Annotated in this window: 13 protein-coding genes; 4 read left to right on the forward strand and 9 right to left on the reverse strand. The window is 66.7% G+C overall.

Annotated elements, in window-relative coordinates; translation table 11 throughout:
- Positions 1-23 precede the first annotated feature (23 nt).
- Positions 24-1,007 carry a Bug family tripartite tricarboxylate transporter substrate binding protein gene (locus tag ACI0FO_RS18790; protein WP_416029026.1) on the reverse strand — a complete coding sequence of 328 codons (984 nt, stop codon included), beginning with the start codon at positions 1,005-1,007 and terminating at the stop codon, positions 24-26.
- Between the two features lie 126 nt (positions 1,008-1,133).
- Between ACI0FO_RS18790 and ACI0FO_RS18795 the strand changes: the two genes are divergently transcribed.
- The 3 genes from ACI0FO_RS18795 to ACI0FO_RS18805 all read left to right on the forward strand — a co-directional run bounded on the left by ACI0FO_RS18795 (position 1,134) and on the right by ACI0FO_RS18805 (position 5,291).
- Positions 1,134-2,075: a LysR family transcriptional regulator gene (locus tag ACI0FO_RS18795; RefSeq protein WP_416029028.1), complete on the forward strand. Its 942-nt coding sequence runs from the start codon at positions 1,134-1,136 to the stop codon at positions 2,073-2,075.
- Between the two features lie 86 nt (positions 2,076-2,161).
- A complete protein-coding gene (locus ACI0FO_RS18800; protein ID WP_416029030.1) occupies positions 2,162-3,541 on the forward strand; it encodes an MFS transporter in 1,380 nt (459 codons plus the stop codon).
- A 151-nt stretch (positions 3,542-3,692) separates the two neighbouring features.
- On the forward strand, positions 3,693-5,291 hold the full coding sequence (locus ACI0FO_RS18805; protein WP_416029032.1) for a methyl-accepting chemotaxis protein: 1,599 nt from the start codon (positions 3,693-3,695) through the stop codon (positions 5,289-5,291).
- A gap of 57 nt (positions 5,292-5,348) precedes the next feature.
- On the opposite strand, the gene ACI0FO_RS18810 is transcribed toward ACI0FO_RS18805, so the two are convergent.
- From ACI0FO_RS18810 to hutC, 8 genes are all read right to left on the reverse strand, one after another.
- Positions 5,349-6,101: a carbon-nitrogen hydrolase family protein gene (locus tag ACI0FO_RS18810; protein WP_416029034.1), complete on the reverse strand. Its 753-nt coding sequence runs from the start codon at positions 6,099-6,101 to the stop codon at positions 5,349-5,351.
- Positions 6,102-6,309: 208 nt separating this feature from the next.
- Positions 6,310-7,527, reverse strand: coding sequence for an imidazolonepropionase (gene hutI / locus ACI0FO_RS18815; RefSeq protein WP_416029036.1), 1,218 nt, complete (start codon positions 7,525-7,527; stop codon positions 6,310-6,312).
- Positions 7,528-7,550: 23 nt separating this feature from the next.
- On the reverse strand, positions 7,551-8,993 hold the full coding sequence (locus ACI0FO_RS18820; RefSeq protein ID WP_416029038.1) for an amino acid permease: 1,443 nt from the start codon (positions 8,991-8,993) through the stop codon (positions 7,551-7,553).
- Between the two features lie 118 nt (positions 8,994-9,111).
- A complete protein-coding gene (hutH, locus tag ACI0FO_RS18825; protein WP_416029040.1) occupies positions 9,112-10,641 on the reverse strand; it encodes a histidine ammonia-lyase in 1,530 nt (509 codons plus the stop codon).
- 44 nt (positions 10,642-10,685) lie between these two features.
- Entirely contained in the window at positions 10,686-12,098 is a 1,413-nt protein-coding gene (locus tag ACI0FO_RS18830) for a purine-cytosine permease family protein (protein WP_416029042.1), read from the reverse strand.
- Positions 12,099-12,180: 82 nt separating this feature from the next.
- Positions 12,181-13,860 (reverse strand): urocanate hydratase, encoded by a 1,680-nt coding sequence (gene hutU, locus ACI0FO_RS18835; protein ID WP_416029044.1) that lies wholly within the window; start codon positions 13,858-13,860, stop codon positions 12,181-12,183.
- Positions 13,861-14,072: 212 nt separating this feature from the next.
- Positions 14,073-14,675, reverse strand: coding sequence for a HutD family protein (locus ACI0FO_RS18840; RefSeq protein WP_416029046.1), 603 nt, complete (start codon positions 14,673-14,675; stop codon positions 14,073-14,075).
- Positions 14,672-15,415 (reverse strand): histidine utilization repressor, encoded by a 744-nt coding sequence (gene hutC / locus ACI0FO_RS18845; protein ID WP_416029048.1) that lies wholly within the window; start codon positions 15,413-15,415, stop codon positions 14,672-14,674. Before hutC ends, ACI0FO_RS18840 begins: the two co-directional genes overlap by 4 nt.
- Positions 15,416-15,653: 238 nt before the next feature.
- Between hutC and ACI0FO_RS18850 the strand changes: the two genes are divergently transcribed.
- Positions 15,654-15,944 carry a metal-sensing transcriptional repressor gene (locus ACI0FO_RS18850; RefSeq protein ID WP_416029050.1) on the forward strand — a complete coding sequence of 97 codons (291 nt, stop codon included), beginning with the start codon at positions 15,654-15,656 and terminating at the stop codon, positions 15,942-15,944.
- Positions 15,945-15,969 lie beyond the last annotated feature (25 nt).

The raw sequence follows: 15,969 nt of genomic DNA on the forward strand, positions 1-15,969 counted from the left end.
ACATCCTTGGGAAGTCAGCAGCGTCATTCCTGCTGGATATTGGCGCTTTTCACAATGTGCGCGTACACGGCCTTTTCCTTTTTCAGGAACTCGGCAAAGTCCTCCGGCGAACCTTCACCGGCGATAGCGCCGCCTTCGGCCAGGCGCTTTTTCACGTCGTCCAGCTGCAGCACGGCGTTCACGGCCTGATTCAGTTGGCGCACGACTTGCGGGTCGGTGCCGGTGGGCGCAAACACGCCCATCCAGGTGTTCAGTTCAAAGCCTTTCAGCTGGGCCGTTTCGCCGAAAGCCGGCACGCCCGGCAGCGTGGCCACGCGCGCTGCCGACGTCACGCCCAGCGCGCGCAGCTTGTTCTGCCGCACCAGCGGCGTGGCGCTGGTGGTCACGAGCAAGCCCAGGTCCACCTGGCCGCCCATCACATCGTTGGTGATCTGCGCGCCGCCGCGATAGGGCACATGGACCAGTTTCACCTTGGCCTGGTCCTGCATCACTTCCATCGACAGGTGCAGCACGGTGCCAACCCCCGACGACGCATACGTCAGCGTATCCGGCTTGGCGCGCGCCAGCGCGATCAGCTCGCTCATGTCGTTCACGGGCAGCCCCGGGCGCGCCAGCAGCACCACGGGCGCGGTCGTGACCAGGGCGACGGGCGCCAGGTCCTTCTCGGCGTCGTACTTCACGGCCGAATTGATCAGCCTGGCCACGCTGATGGGGCCGTCGAACCCCATCACCAGCGTGTAGCCGTCGGGCGTGGCATGGGTGGCGCGGGCCACGCCCAGCACGCCGCCCGCGCCCGCCACGTTGTCCACGATGATCGATTGGTTCAGCCGTTCCGACAGTTTCTGCGCCACCAGGCGCGCCGTCGTGTCCACGTTGCCGCCGGGGCTGAAGGGCACGATCAGGGTCAACGGCTTCGCGCCGGGCCAAGGCGTCTGGGCCCACGCGGCAGGGGCGAGGCAAAGCGCGGCCGCCAGCGCGGACACGGACAGGAGCAGGCGTTTGAACATGATGAGGGCGAACGGGACGGGTACGCGCGCGAAAGGCAGGGCGCGCAAGGAGGCGACGGCGTCATCCTACGCAGCCCGGGGTAATAACTGAAATGGTATATTTTTATAGATTCATCAGGTAAATCTATGACCAAGCGCCCCGAGCCGGACCGCCCGGCCACGCCGCCGCGCCAGCCCACGCTACGCCAGCTGCGCGGTTTCAAAGAAGTGGCTCGGCACGCCAGCTTCAGCCGCGCCGCCCAGGCGCTGGCGCTGAGCCAGCCCGCCCTGTCCTCGGCGATTCGTGAACTGGAAACGCTGATGGGCGTGGCGCTGTTTGAACGCAGCACGCATCATGTGCGCCTGACCCCGGCGGGGCTTGCCGCGCGGGCTCAGATCGAATGGCTGCTGAACACCTACACGCAGGGCGCCGACGACCTGCAACGCCTGCTGGATACCCAGGCTGCCACGGTGCGCATCGGCTGCATTCCGTCCACCATGCACCTGCTGGCGCCCGCCGTGGCGCAGTGGCGCTTGCGGCACCCCGAGACCGTGCTGATCCTGAGCGACCACTTGAACGATGAATTAATGGCCGCCCTGGACAATGGCGAACTCGACATCGGCCTGGGGCTGGATTTCGGCTTGATGCCTGGCGTGGCCGCCGCCTTCGTTGCCGAAGACGAGCTGGTCGCGGTCATGGCCGACACGCACCGGCTATCGCGCCGCAGCGCGGTCACCTGGCAGGACTTGAAGCACGAGCCGCTGGCGGTCCTGTCGCGCGGCAGCACCTACGAGATGATCGTCTCCACCTTGCGTCAGCAGGGCGCCGGCCTGGCCGCGACCGACACGCTTAACTACACCGACACGCTCTACAGCCTGGTGCGGGCCGGGCTGCGCGTGGGCCTGATCTCGCGCTTGTACACGCAAGGCCAGCGCCTGGACGGCCTGGCCATCGTGCCCGTGCAACGCCCGCAGATGACGCGCCGCATCTGCCTGATGACCCGCGCCCCCGAAACGCAGGCGCGCGCCGCCGTGCAGCGCTGCTATGCGGAACTGACAGACATGCTGCGCGGCCGCGCCCGTTGCTGACGAAGCGTTGAATCCCGATGCCGCATTAGAATCAGTTCTCCTGATTCCGGACGCTCCGCCCGGACGCCTCGCCCGCCCCCCGCCCCATGCTCTCGTTTTCCCGCAATACCGTCTATCCGGCTGGCGCCGGCCTGCCCGCCACCGAACGCCTGGGCGCATTGCTGGCCGTCATGCTGGCGGTCTGCATGGCCAGCCTGGACACGGCCATCGCCAATACCGCGTTGCCCACCATCGCGCGCGACCTGCAAGCCAGCGACGCGGGGTCGATCTGGGTCATCAGCGGCTATCAGCTGGCCATGGTGGCGGGGCTGTTGCCCGCGGCCGCCCTGGGCGAGATCCTGGGCCACCGGCGCGTCTACATCGTGGGGCTGGTGGTGTTCATCGTGTCGTCGCTGGCCTGTGGCCTGGCGCCATCGTTGCCCGTGCTGGTGGTGGCGCGCATCCTGCAGGGGCTGGGCGCGGCCGGCGTGATGAGCGTGAACGGCGCATTGCTGCGCTTCATCTATCCGTCGCACATGCTGGGCCGCGGGCTGGGCTTGAACGCAATGGTGGTCGGCCTGTCGTTCGCGGCCGGCCCCACCGCGGCATCCGCCATTCTGCTGTTGGGGTCCTGGCACTGGCTGTTCCTGGTCAACGTGCCCATCGGCATCGTGGCCGCCGTGCTGGCCCTGCGCGGCCTGCCCGAAACCGCGCGCGCGCCGCACGGCTTCGACGGCATCGCCGCCTTGCTGTGCGCGCTGACGCTCGGCCTGTTCGTGCTGGGCTCGAATGAACTGGCGCACGGCGCGCCGTGGCCGCGCATCGCGCTGGAGTGGGGCGGCGCCATTGCCAGCTTGTGGCTGCTGATGCGCCGGCAGGCGGGCCACCCGGCGCCAATCCTGGCGGTGGACCTGCTGCGCCGGCCCTTGTTCGCCTTGTCCGCCGCTACCGCCGTGTGCGCGTTCGCGGCGCAGGCGCTGGCATTCGTGTCGCTGCCTTTCTTGTTCCAGTCCGTGCTGGGCTACAGCCAGGTGCATACGGGTTTCCTGATCACGCCCTGGCCGGTCGTGGTGGCCATCATGGCCCCGATCGCCGGACGCCTGTCCGACCACTATCCCGCCGGCATTCTGGGCGGCGTCGGCCTGGCGCTGCTGGCGTTGGGGATGGTGCTGCTGGCATTGATGCCCGCCGCGCCGTCGGCCTGGGACATCTCGTGGCGCATGGCCATCTGCGGCGCGGGATTCGGCTTTTTTCAATCGCCCAACCTGCGCGCCATCATGACGTCGGCGCCCGCCTCAAGGGCAGGCGGCGCCAGCGGCATGATCGGCACCGTGCGCCTGCTGGGGCAAGCCAGCGGCGCGGCGCTGGTGGCCGCCTGCTTTCATGTGTCCACGACGCACGGCGCGATCGCCGCCTTGTGGCTGGGCGGTTTGTGCGCCGCGCTGGCCTGCATCGCCAGTTTTTCCCGCTTGCGTTTCGCCGCGTGAAAACGCTAACAAGCAACAATGTTGCGTTATTTTCCGATATATACGGGCATCTAGCCGATATATTCGTAAGTTGTGAAACAGCCGCTAAATATCGGTGAAGCCGGGTCGTTGTTGCTGATGCAGCACTCGCTGTATCAGGGATACGACTCGTATGACACAGTTCTTGAAAGACATCACCATCCGCCGCATGATCCTGTGCACCCTGCTCATGATCAGCGCCCTGCTCACCGGCCTGTCGGCCATCAGCATCAACGGTTTGCGTAGTGCCGGCGAAGCGCTGAACGCCAGTAGCGAACTCCTGCACGAAGTCTCCGCCCTGTCCCGGGTCAACGATCAAATCATGCGCGCGCGGCTGCGGCTGTCGCGCCAGCTGGAGTACGCCAGCGAAGGCCAGACCGCGCAGGCGGCGGAAGAAGGCCGCAGCATCGACACCGCCCTGGACGAGGCCAGGCGCCAGCAGGCGATATTCGTGGACCTGGCGCGCAAAGACGCGCCGCCCGCCATCCTGGAATCCATGCAGGCCGGTTTCAACGCGCTTGTCACGGGCGGCATCGCCGTGCAGCGCCAGCACCTGGAGGCCGGCGACATCGCCCGCGCCCGAGCGCACGCAGCCACCGCCGTCGTGACGGCCAGCCGCGCTTTCGGCAAGAGCATCGAAAGCTACGAGGCCTATGCCAAGCAACGCGAGACCCTGCTGTGGGAAGACGCCGCCGCCACGCGCCAACAGGCCTACATCGGCATGGGGGTCGTGCTGGGCATCTGCCTGTTGCTGCTGGCGTTGGGCGACCGCTACGTCGTGACGTTCGTCCGGCAACCGCTGGATGCGATCAAAGGCCATTTCCGGCGGATCGCCGGCGGCGACCTGACCACGCCCATCGCGCCGTATGGCAACAACTGCGTGGGCCAGATCATCCCCTATCTGCAGGACATGCAGGCCAGCCTGGTGCGCACCGTGCACGCCGTGCGCGACGGCGTGGTCGAAATCAACGCCGGCTCCAGCGAGATCGCCGCCGGCAACCAGGACTTGTCCAGCCGCACCGAGCAGCAGGCAGCGTCCTTGGAAGAAACCGCGGCCAGCATGGAGCAATTGCTGTCCACCGTCACCAGCAACGCCGAAAACGCCCGTCAGGCCAACCAGATGGCGGCCGCGGCCAGCGAGGTGGTACAGCGCGGCGGCCAGGCCGTGAAAGAAGCGGTCAGCACCATGCGCGAGATCGCGCAGGACGCCGGCCGCATCGAGGCCATCGTAAGCGTCATCGACGGCATCGCCTTCCAGACCAATATCCTGGCGCTGAACGCAGCGGTGGAAGCGGCCCGGGCGGGCGAAGAGGGCAAGGGCTTTGCGGTGGTGGCGGCGGAAGTCCGGTCGCTGGCGCAACGCAGCGCCGGCGCCGCCAAGGAGATCAAACAACTGCTTAGCGAGTCTGGCGCCACGGTGCAGGCGGGGTCGGCCCAGGTCGAAACCGCCGGCCGCACCATGGAAGAGATCCTGGCCACCATCGAACGCCTGACGCTGCTGGTCAGCGACATCGCGACGGCCTCGCGCGAACAGGTCACGGGCATCGACCAGGTGAACACCGCCGTGAACCAGATGGACCAGGTGACGCAGCAGAACGCGGCGCTGGTCGAAGAAGCCGCCGCGGCGGCATCCTCGTTGGAGACCCAGGCGCAGCGGCTGCAAGAGGCGGTCAGCGCGTTCCAGCTGCCCGCGCGGGTGCGGGACGCGCGCGCCGTGGCGATCGCCGCTTGAACGGCGCGCGGGCAGGGGCCGAAGGCGTCGGCGGCCCCTGCCGCAGCCGTTCCTGAATCACTCCCGCACGTAGCAGGGGTATCGTCCCTGCTGCGCCCGCGACCGGGCCGGGTCCACGTCAACCACCACGATCGACTCGCTGTCGGTGGTCTGCGCCAACGGTTCGCCGTCGGGCTGGAAAGCGAACGCACGGCCGCCGAATACCTGCCCGTCGGCGGCGCGGCCCGCCCGGTTGGAGCTGACCACATAGCAGCCGGATACCAGCGCCGCCATCGCACCCGCCGTCAACCAGCGCCCCACGGAGGCGCCGCTTGCGCGCGGCACTACGATCAGTTCGGCCCCGTCTCGTCCGTAACGGCGCGCGCGTTCGTTGAACATAAGCTCGGTGCACAGTTGCACACCCAGGCGGATGCCGCCCACTTCGAAGACTTCAAAGCCCGGCATTGCGGGCTGGAACCACGTGGCCTCGAAGAAGCCCGGTTCTTCGGGGAAAAATTGCTTGTGATGCAACGGGGTGTAGCGCCCGCCCTGCAATGCGAAGGCCTCGTTGGCCAGGCGCCCGCCGGCCGGCACCGGGCGCGACGACACGACGGCGGGCAGTTCCAGCGCCGCCAGCGCGCGCAAGCCGGCCTCGTGGATACGCACCGACTCGGCGGCCAGCGCGGCGTCATAGGCGGGCAGCGCCGCCAGCCAGGGGCCGAACGGCATCTCGTTGGTGACCAGCAAGTCAGGCGCCAGTTCGCCGATACGGTCGGCGATGCCCTCCCAGGTCGCGCCTTCCGGCGCCAGGTCCACCGGCCCTTCCATCATGCAGATCCGCATACGTTTGCCCCTACGCCGTCGTCGTGCGCGCCCGCCGTCGGGCGCCTTCCCGCTACATCGTAAAACAGCACGCGGGCCCACGGCACGGCGGCGGCGCATCAGGTCCGGATCGGACGCCTGTTGGTCCGAATTTGCCGCAGCGGCTGCCGGGCTGGACCATGGCGGGCGATCCGCGCAATGCGGCCATGCCGCGCGATCAGTACAGGGCCGCCATGTCCACCACGCCGCCGTGCCGGATGATGCGCTTGGGAAGATCGCCGCCGATCCAATAGGCCAGTTCGGACGGATGGGCGATGTCCCACGCCACGAAGTCCGCGGTCTTGCCGGGGGCCAGTACGCCGTGGGTAGCCTGCAAGCCCAAGGCGCGGGCCGCATGCGTGGTGACACCCGCCAATGCCTCTTCGGGCGTCATGCGAAAAAGCGTGCAGGCCATGCCAAGCATCAGCCGCAACGACAGGACGGGCGACGTGCCCGGGTTCAGGTCGCTGGAAATGGCGATGGGAACGCCGTGCCGGCGCAGCAGGTCCAGCGGCGGCAACTGCGTTTCACGCAACGCGTAGAAGGCGCCCGGCAGCAGTACGGCCACAGTGCCGGCGCCCGCCATCGCCACCACATCGCTTTCCGTCAGGTATTCCAGGTGGTCGGCCGACAAGGCGCCATAGCGCGCCGCCAACGTCGCCCCATGCAAGGACGACAATTGCTCGGCATGCAGCTTGACCGGCAGATTCAAATGCGCCGCGGCCTTGAAAACACGTTCGACCTGTTCAGGCGAAAACGCCAGGTGTTCGCAGAACGCATCGACCGCGTCAACCAGGCCTTCCGCCGCCAGCACGGGCAGCATGCGGCGCGCCACTTCGTCGATGTAGTCGTCGGCGCGCCCGGCAAATTCCGGCGGCAGCGCGTGCGCGGCCAAGCAGGTGGCCTGGACCGTCAGCGGCAGCGTCTGGCCCAGCCGCCTCGCCACCCGCAGCATCTTGCGTTCGTTGGGCAGATCCAGGCCGTAGCCGGATTTGACCTCTAGCGTGGTGACGCCATCGCGCAGCAGGTGCAAGGCCCGCTTGCGCGCGCTGACGTACAGCGCATCTTCCGAGGCGGCGCGCGTGGCGCGCACGGTGCTGGCGATACCGCCGCCCTGTGCCGCGATCGTGGCGTAGTCCACGCCTTGCAAGCGCTGCTCGAACTCCAGGCTGCGGTTGCCGCCGAACACCAGATGCGTGTGGCAATCGATCAAGCCGGGCGTGACCCACGCGCCGCCCAGGTCATGCACCTGCGCGGCATCGACGGCGGGCAGGTCTGTTTCGGGGCCTATCCATTCGATGCGGTCGGCAAGCGTCACGATAGCGGCTTGCGCGACCGCCGAATAGACGCCGTCCGCCATCGTGGCGGCATGGCAATTGCGCCAGACCTGTCTCATCCCTTTCTCCTGAAAATCGCCCATCAATCCGAACCCTGCGCCACCGGCGCCGGCATGCCGCCCGAGGGATGGTTGGGATGCACCCACATGCGGTACGCCACGCACAGCAGCGCGATCCACACCACGCCAACGGCCAGCGCTGCCTGCGTCCGGGGGAAATAGCCCAACACTCCGAACACGAACAGCATGAACGCGATCGCCGCGATCGGTCCCACGGGCCAGAACGGCACCGGGAACTTCAGCGCCGCGACGGCTTCCGGGCTCATCTTGCGCCGCATCGCCACTTGCGACAACAGGATCATCAGCCAGACCCATACCGTGGCAAAGGTGGCGATCGAGGCGATCAGCACGAACACGCCTTCGGGAATCAGGTAATTCAGCACGACGCCCAGCAGCAGCGCCGCCGACATCACGACGACGGTCATCCACGGCACGCCGTGACGCGACACCGCGCCGAACCCCCGCGGCGCCTGGCCCTGCTGCGCCATGCCATACAGCATGCGGCCCGCGCCGAAGATGTCGCTATTGATCGCCGACACGGCTGCGGAGATCACCACGATGTTGAGGATCGTGGCCGCCGAGCTGATGCCCAGGCTGTCGAAGATCTGCACGAACGGGCTACCCTTGCTGCCGATCTGCGTCCACGGGAAGATGGACATCAGCACGAACAGCGTCAGCACGTAGAACAGCAGGATGCGCAGGGGCACCGCGTTGATGGCGCGCGGCAACGTGCGGCCCGGGTCCTTGGCCTCGCCCGCGGTGATGCCGATGATCTCGATGCCGCCGAACGCGAAAACAACCACCGCCAGCGACGCGATCAGTCCGCCCACGCCGTTCGGCATGAAACCGCCGTGCGCCCACAGGTTATGCACGCCGGTCGCCGCGCTGTCCGCGTTCAGCCCAAAGCCGAACAGCATGATGCCCAGCCCGCCCGCGATCATGGCGATGATGGCGCCCACTTTCAGCAGCGACAGCCAGAACTCCAGTTCGCCAAACACCTTGACCGAGCACAGGTTGATCGCGCCGATAAAGCACACGATGGACAGCACCCATATCCAGCGCGGCACATCGGGATACCAAAAGCCCATGTACAGCCCAAAGGCCGTGATGTCGGCCAGGCAGACGATGATCATCTCGAAGGCGTAGGTCCATCCGGTCAGAAAGCCCGCGACAGGCCCGAGGTAGCTGGTGGCGTACTGCCCGAACGACCCCGACACCGGGTTGTGCACCGCCATTTCGCCCAACGCCCGCATCACCATGTACACGGCGGCGCCCGCGATCAGGTAGGCAAGCAGCACCGAAGGCCCGGCCTCCTGGATGGCCTTGGCCGACCCGTAGAACAGCCCGGTCCCGATGGCGGACCCCAGGGCCATGAAGCGGATGTGCCGAGCGTTGAGCCCGCGTTTCAGGTCCTGCGCGGTTGCCTGCGCTGTTGCCTGCGCTGTTGCCCGTGTTCTTGCCTGCATTCTTGTCTCCACACACTTGTAATAGGCGAGCACCGTCGACCGCCCGCGCGCGCCATCTGCGGGCGCTGTCATCGGGCGGGAAGTCACCGCAGCCCCTATCGGGGCCGCCGCATCGGATTCAAAGGCTGGGCAGCAGGCCCGCCGGCATCAGACCGTTCAGGACTTGCGCGGCGATCAGGCCGCTGGCGGCGGCGATGTCTGGCGCGAAGAAGCGGTCTTCTTCGTAGTGCGGTACCTGTTCGCGCAAAGCGCGGCGTGCCTGCTCAAGCTGCGGCGACGTCTTCAGGCCTTCCCGGAAATCCAGGCCCTGGCAAGCGCCCAGCCATTCGATCGCCAGAATGTCGCGCACGTTCTCGGCCATTGCCCAAAGCCGTTTGCCCGCGTTGGGCGCCATGGACACGTGGTCTTCCTGGTTGGCGGACGTGGGCATGCTGTCCACGCTGGCGGGATGCGCCAGCGCCTTGTTGTCGCTGGCCAGCGCCGCCGCCGTCACCTGGGCGATCATGAAGCCCGAGTTCACGCCGCCCTTCGCCACCAGAAACGGCGGCAGTTGCGACATGTGCTTGTCCATCATCAGCGCGATGCGCCGTTCCGACAGCGCGCCGATTTCGGCCAGGGCCAGCGCCAGGTTATCGGCCACCATCGCCACGGGTTCGGCATGGAAGTTGCCGCCCGAGATTACGTCGCCCTGGTCCACGAACACCAGCGGGTTGTCCGACACCGCGTTGGCTTCGATTTGCAGCACCTGCGCGGCGTGGCGGATCTGCGTCAGGCAGGCGCCCATGACTTGAGGTTGGCAGCGCAGCGAATAAGGGTCTTGCACCTTTTCGCAATCCGCGTGCGAATGGCCAACCTCGCTGTCGTTGTCCAGCAGTGCGCGATAGACGGCCGCCACGTCGATCTGCCCGAGCTGGCCGCGCGCGGCATGGATGCGGGCGTCGAACGGCACACGCGAACCCAACATTGCTTCCACGCTGAGGCTGCCGCACACGAGGCCGGCCGCCATCATGTCTTCGGCCTCGAACAGGCCGCGCAAGGCATACGCGGTGGACACCTGCGTGCCGTTCAATAGCGCCAGGCCTTCCTTGGCCGCCAGCGTCAGCGGCGCCAGGCCCGCGCGCGCCAGCGCGTCTTGCGCGGGCAGCCATTCGCCCTGATAACGGGCACGGCTTTCGCCCAGCAGCACCATCGACATGTGCGCCAGGGGCGCCAGGTCGCCGGAGGCGCCCACCGAGCCCTTCAGGGGAATGTGCGGATAGACCTCGGCGTTCACCAGCGCGATCAGGCTGTCGATCACATGGCGGCGGATGCCGGAGTAGCCTCGGGCCAGGCTGTTGATCTTCAGCACCATGATCAGCCGGACCATGGCGTCGTCCAGCGCTTGGCCCACGCCAGCGGCGTGCGAGCGCACCAGCGAACTTTGCAGCGCCTCGAGGTCTTCGCGGGCGATCTTGGTGGACGCCAGCAGGCCGAAACCCGTGTTGATGCCATAGACGGTGCGGCCTTCGGCGATGATCCGCTCGACGGTCGCCACGCTGGCGTCGATGGCTTCACCCGCACCGGGATCCAGCGTCACGCGCACCGGCTGCTGGTACACGCGCCGCAGATCCGACAGCGTCAAATGGCCGGGTTTCAGATGCAAATCCATTCTAGGTCTCCTGTGCCGGTCGTCGGCATCATGCAATTTCATTGTCACGCCGGCTTTTGGGCCGGGTCGTGAAGGGCGGGCCGCGCATCACGGCGCGCGAACAGGTAGTAAAGGATGCTGGGGACGATCAGGCCGATAATCCACGAGATGTCCACGCCGCCCAGCCGTTCGACCATCGGGCCGGTATAGAGCTTGGTCGAGATGAAGGGCATCTGCACCAGCACGCCGAAGGCGTAGACCAGGATGCCGGGCAGGTTCCAGCGCCCGTAGCGTCCGTTGGGGTCCGACAGCGCGGCCACGTCATACTGCCCGCGGTTCACGAAGTAGTAGTCCACCAGGTTCACCGCGCTCCAGGGCACGAAGAACGCCAGCAAAAACAGGATGAACGACTTGAACGCATTCAGGAACGAATGCTGGCCGATCAGCGCCACGGCGGTGGCCGCGGCCACGATCAACACCACGGCAACCGCCCGCTGGCGGCGCGTAATCTGGACTTGCCCCCTGACGCCGCTGGCGATCGTGGCGATGCACATGAAGCTGCCGTAGGAATTCAGCGTGGAAATCGTGATCTTGCCGAAGGCGATGCTGAAGTACAGCAACGCGGCCATCGTGCCCGTTCCGCCCAGGCTTACGATGTAGGCCACTTCGCGGCCCGCGAACTGGCCCGCGGCCATGGCGGCGGCCAGCACGCCCAGCACCATCGCGATCTGCGCCCCCACCACCGACCCCAGCCCCACGGCCAGGAACGTCTTGGTGGATGAGGTGGCGCTGGGCAGATAGCGCGAGTAGTCCGCCACATAAGGGCCGTAGGCGATCTGCCAGGACGCCGCCAGCGACACCGCCAGCAGGAACGAGCTCCAGCTGAAATGCCGGATCTGCAGCAACTGGCCCACGTCGCCCACCGCCATCACGCGGCTGAACAGATAGACGAAGGCGACGATGCCAAGAACGGTCGCGATGCGCCCGATGATGTGAATGACCCGGTAGCCGAACAAGGTGGCCGCGATGATCACCGCCGCGAAAATCAAGATTCCGGTGGTATCGCTGACGCCGAACAGCTGGCCCAGCGCCTGCCCGGACAGCACGGTGCCCGTGGCCGTGAAGCCCAGGTACATCAGGCACACCAGCACGATCGGGATCGCCGCGCCGTAGACGCCAAACTGCACCCGGCTGGAGATCATCTGCGGCAACCCCAGCTTGGGGCCCTGCGCCGCGTGCAGCGCCATGACGCCGCCACCCAGCACCTGCCCGATGAACAGCCCGATCAATGACCAGAACACGTCGCCGCCCAGCACTACGGCCAACGCACCGGTAACGATGGCGGTGATCTGCAAGTTCGCGCCCATCCAGAGCGTGAACTGGCTGTACAGCTTGCCGTGGCGCTCGGATTCCGGGATGAAATCAATGGAGCGCCGCTCGATCAATGGCGCCTGTACCGCTTCACTATCGTCTGCCATCGCATTGCCTCGTGGGATGCGGGAGGACCGCCCGTTACCGGTCGCGGCGCCCGCGGGTTCAGGGTTGCGGCGATCTGCCTGCTTAGCGGCCGCCGGTCACCATTGGCAGGTTCAGGCCTTGTTCGCGGGCGCAGTCGATCGCGATGTCGTAGCCGGCATCGGCGTGACGCATCACGCCGGTGCCGGGGTCATTGGCCAGCACGCGGGCAATACGTTCGGCGGCCTCGTCCGTGCCGTCGCACACGATGACCATGCCGGCGTGCTGCGAGAACCCCATACCCACGCCGCCGCCATGATGCAGCGACACCCACGTGGCGCCGCTGGCGGTGTTAAGCAGGGCGTTCAGCAACGGCCAGTCGGACACGGCGTCCGAACCGTCGCGCATGGATTCGGTTTCGCGGTTGGGGCTGGCGACGGACCCCGAATCCAGGTGGTCGCGGCCGATGACGATAGGCGCCGACAGTTCACCGGAACGGACCATTTCATTGAACGCCAGGCCCAGTTTGGCGCGTTGGCCCAGGCCCACCCAGCAGATGCGTGCCGGCAGGCCCTGGAAGCTGATGCGTTCACGCGCCATGCTCAGCCAGTGGTGCAGGTGCGCGTCGTCGGGAATCAATTCCTTGACCTTGGCGTCGGTCTTGTAGATGTCTTGGGGATCGCCCGACAGCGCGGCCCAGCGGAACGGGCCGACGCCGCGGCAGAACAGCGGGCGAATGTAGGCCGGCACGAAGCCCGGGAAATCGAACGCGTCCGCCACGCCTTCTTCCTTGGCCATCTGGCGGATGTTGTTGCCGTAGTCGAAGGTGGGCACGCCCTGGCGCTGGAACGCCAGCATGGCTTGCACGTGCACGGCCATCGATTGCTTGGCGGCCTTGATGACGGCGGCCGGTTCGCGTTTGGCGCGTTCGCGGTAGTCTTGCCAGGTCCAGCCCGCAGGCAGGTAGCCGTTCAGCGGATCGTGGGCGCTGGTCTGGTCGGTGACCATGTCCGGGCGCACGCCGCGGCGTACCATTTCGGGAAGGATCTCGGCGGCGTTGCCGCACAGGGCAATGGAAACCGCGCGGCCTTCCTTGGTGTAGCGGGCGATGCGTGCCAGCGCGTCGTCCAGGTCTTGGGCCTGTTCATCGACGTAGCGGGTGCGCAGGCGAAAATCGATGCTGGCCTGCTGGCATTCGATGTTCAGCGAGCAGGCGCCCGCCAGCGTGGCGGCCAACGGCTGCGCGCCGCCCATGCCGCCCAGGCCTGCGGTCAGCACCCAGCGGCCCGCGAGGTTGCCGCCGTAGTGCTGGCGGCCGGCTTCGACGAAGGTCTCGTAGGTGCCTTGCACAATGCCCTGGCTGCCGATGTAGATCCAGCTGCCGGCCGTCATCTGGCCATACATGGCAAGACCCTTGGCATCCAGCTCGTTGAAGTGTTCCCAGGTAGCCCAGTGCGGCACCAGGTTCGAGTTGGCGATCAGCACGCGCGGCGCGTTGGCGTGCGTCTTGAAAATGCCGACCGGCTTGCCCGATTGCACCAGCAGGGTCTCGTCGTCGTTCAGGTTCGTGAGCGATTCGACGATCTTGTCGTAGCAATCCCAATTGCGGGCGGCGCGGCCGATGCCGCCGTAGACGACCAGTTCCTTCGGGTTCTCGGCGACGTCGGGGTCCAGGTTGTTCATCAGCATGCGCAAGGGGGCTTCAGTGAGCCAGCTCTTGGCCGTCAGTTTATTGCCGCGCGGCGCGCGGATGACGACATCGCGGTATCGGTTCGATTGGTCCAAGAGGCTCTCCTTGATCAGTTCATTCGCGCGCCCATTGCCTGCGCGCCGGTTGCCTGCATCATAGGATGCCTATGCTTGTATATACAAGATAGTAAGACTGAAATTTAGATCAGGGATTTCCCCTATCGGCGACCCGGACCGTGGCACAAGGCCCCGCGCCTTGCGTGCAAAAAAATGCCGCCCGGAGGCGGCAAGAAGGGGATCCCATGGGATCAGGCCGCGCGCGGCAGCAGTTCGATCACGCAAGCGTCCAGCGGGGCGTCGCCCTCTAGCCGGTATTCAGCCACGCCGTCCTGCCTTTCGACATGCAGGCAGTCGTAGCGCGACGGCAGCCTGTGCGCTGCGGCATCGACGCGCACCGACATCGCAGCGCCCGCGTTCAACACCAGCACGCTAGGCGCGGCGCTATGGAAGATCCATGGGCCGGCTCCCGCCGCCCATTGCAGCCGGGCATGGCAGCGCGCCGGAGAGTAGATCAGATTGAAATCTCGAATCGGGCCGTCAAGCAGGCGGCACTGCACCTGGGCCTCGCCCGAAAACGCGTAGGCCCGGCGCGGCGCCAGCGGCGCTTGTTCGCATCCGTTCACGGTCAACTGGATGCCCGCGCCTTCCAGCACGGTGATGATGCGCTGATACCCGGTAAACGCCGAGAACCCGCCGTCCTGCGCCACATCGGCGATGGACAGGCGCCAGTCGAAGGCGGCCGTGCTGCCCCCGGGGTTGCAGGCCACCTCTTGCGTAGTGCCAGCGCCATTGCGCCACGGCATGCGCGGGTAGTCTACGGCGCGATAGAGACGGACTTCGGGTTGCATCATGACGAGAATTTGCCTTCCAGACGGTGCCGCGATCCGGGGTGGATCAGGCGGGCCAGCGTGACTGCGCGGTCGCCGGACCAGGTGCGCCGGCTGATCAGCAGGCACGGTTCGTCGCGCTCGATCTGCAGCAGCTGGCATTCCCGGGGCTTGGCCAGAATGGCCTCGACGACGTGTTCGCCCTCGCTCAGCGGCGCCACGCGCGTCAGGTATTCATAGGGCGTGCTTTGCGTGAAGTCCTGCTTTAGATAGTCGGGCGCCAGGCGCACATTCACATAGCGGTCTTCCAGCTGGATCGGAATGTCGTCTTCGTAGTGCACGATGACCGAGTGGTAGACCGGCTGCCCCGCGCGGATCTCCAGCGCCTGCGCCTGCTCGGCGCCCGCCGGCTCTTCGGCCAGGCGCACCACGCGGCTATGGTGCCGGTGGTTGCGCGCGGCGATCTCGTCGGCAATGTTGTTGACGGCGAACAGCGCCGAGCGCGCCTTGGGCTGCGCCACGAACGTGCCCACGCCCTGCATGCGCACCAGCAGCCCTTCCGACGTCAGCTCGCGCAGCGCGCGGTTGATCGTCATGCGGCTGAACCCCAGTTCATCGACCAGTTCGCTTTCCGAGGGCACGCGGTAGTGCGCCGGCCAAGCGCCGCTGCGGATCTGCTGCGCGATCATCTGCTTGACCTGCGCATAAAGCGGGGCGGGAAGGGCATTGGCCTGGGCGGGTAATCTGGGAGGAGAAGAGGCCACGGGAATTCCTGTTGGGCGCTGCTAGGCTGCGGAAATCGATCACCATCAAGTATAGACAGGTATAGATATCTTGCGGACCCGCTGCATGACTGAATGGGGCGGCGAAACCGGCGCCAGCCTCGGCAGCGGCCCTGCGGCACACCCCCGGCACCCTTGCAGTCCCCCTTGCGCTCCCGGCAGTGGACGGACGGCGCCGGATTCCCTATACTCCCCCCCTGTATCGTTTTCGGAGCCTGCCGTGCCGCATTCGCCGGAAGAGAAAAAACGTGTCGTCACCCGCCTGCGCCGCATTCAAGGGCAGGCGTTAGCATTGGAACGCGCGGTAAACGTTGGCACGGAGTGCGGGGCCCTGCTGCAGCAGCTGGCCGCTTTGCGCGGCGCCGCCACCGGCCTGATGGCCGAAGTGCTGGAAAGCCATCTCCGGGAAACCTTCCTGCAATCCGCACAGGGCGGGCAGCAAGACGCCACGATCGATGCCGAAGCCGAGGTCGATCAGCTGATGCGCATCGTCCGTTCCTATTTGAAATAAGCCCACCCGACATTCGTGGAGTAAC

It is taken from the genome of Achromobacter marplatensis (assembly GCF_049060505.1).
Classification (GTDB): domain Bacteria; phylum Pseudomonadota; class Gammaproteobacteria; order Burkholderiales; family Burkholderiaceae_B; genus Achromobacter; species Achromobacter marplatensis_A.

Excerpts from the sequence above, each read along its gene's own strand:
- ACI0FO_RS18810 (WP_416029034.1), bottom strand. The coding sequence starts at position 6,101 with ATGATGGAAGGGCCGGTGGACCTGGCGCCGGAAGGCGCGACCTGGGAG.
- ACI0FO_RS18795 (WP_416029028.1), top strand. The coding sequence starts at position 1,134 with ATGACCAAGCGCCCCGAGCCGGACCGCCCGGCCACGCCGCCGCGCCAG.
- ACI0FO_RS18840 (WP_416029046.1), bottom strand. The coding sequence starts at position 14,675 with ATGATGCAACCCGAAGTCCGTCTCTATCGCGCCGTAGACTACCCGCGC.
- ACI0FO_RS18790 (WP_416029026.1), bottom strand. The coding sequence starts at position 1,007 with ATGTTCAAACGCCTGCTCCTGTCCGTGTCCGCGCTGGCGGCCGCGCTT.
- hutI (WP_416029036.1), bottom strand. The coding sequence starts at position 7,527 with ATGAGACAGGTCTGGCGCAATTGCCATGCCGCCACGATGGCGGACGGC.
- ACI0FO_RS18800 (WP_416029030.1), top strand. The coding sequence starts at position 2,162 with ATGCTCTCGTTTTCCCGCAATACCGTCTATCCGGCTGGCGCCGGCCTG.
- ACI0FO_RS18820 (WP_416029038.1), bottom strand. The coding sequence starts at position 8,993 with ATGCAGGCAAGAACACGGGCAACAGCGCAGGCAACAGCGCAGGCAACC.
- ACI0FO_RS18830 (WP_416029042.1), bottom strand. The coding sequence starts at position 12,098 with ATGGCAGACGATAGTGAAGCGGTACAGGCGCCATTGATCGAGCGGCGC.
- ACI0FO_RS18805 (WP_416029032.1), top strand. The coding sequence starts at position 3,693 with ATGACACAGTTCTTGAAAGACATCACCATCCGCCGCATGATCCTGTGC.
- hutH (WP_416029040.1), bottom strand. The coding sequence starts at position 10,641 with ATGGATTTGCATCTGAAACCCGGCCATTTGACGCTGTCGGATCTGCGG.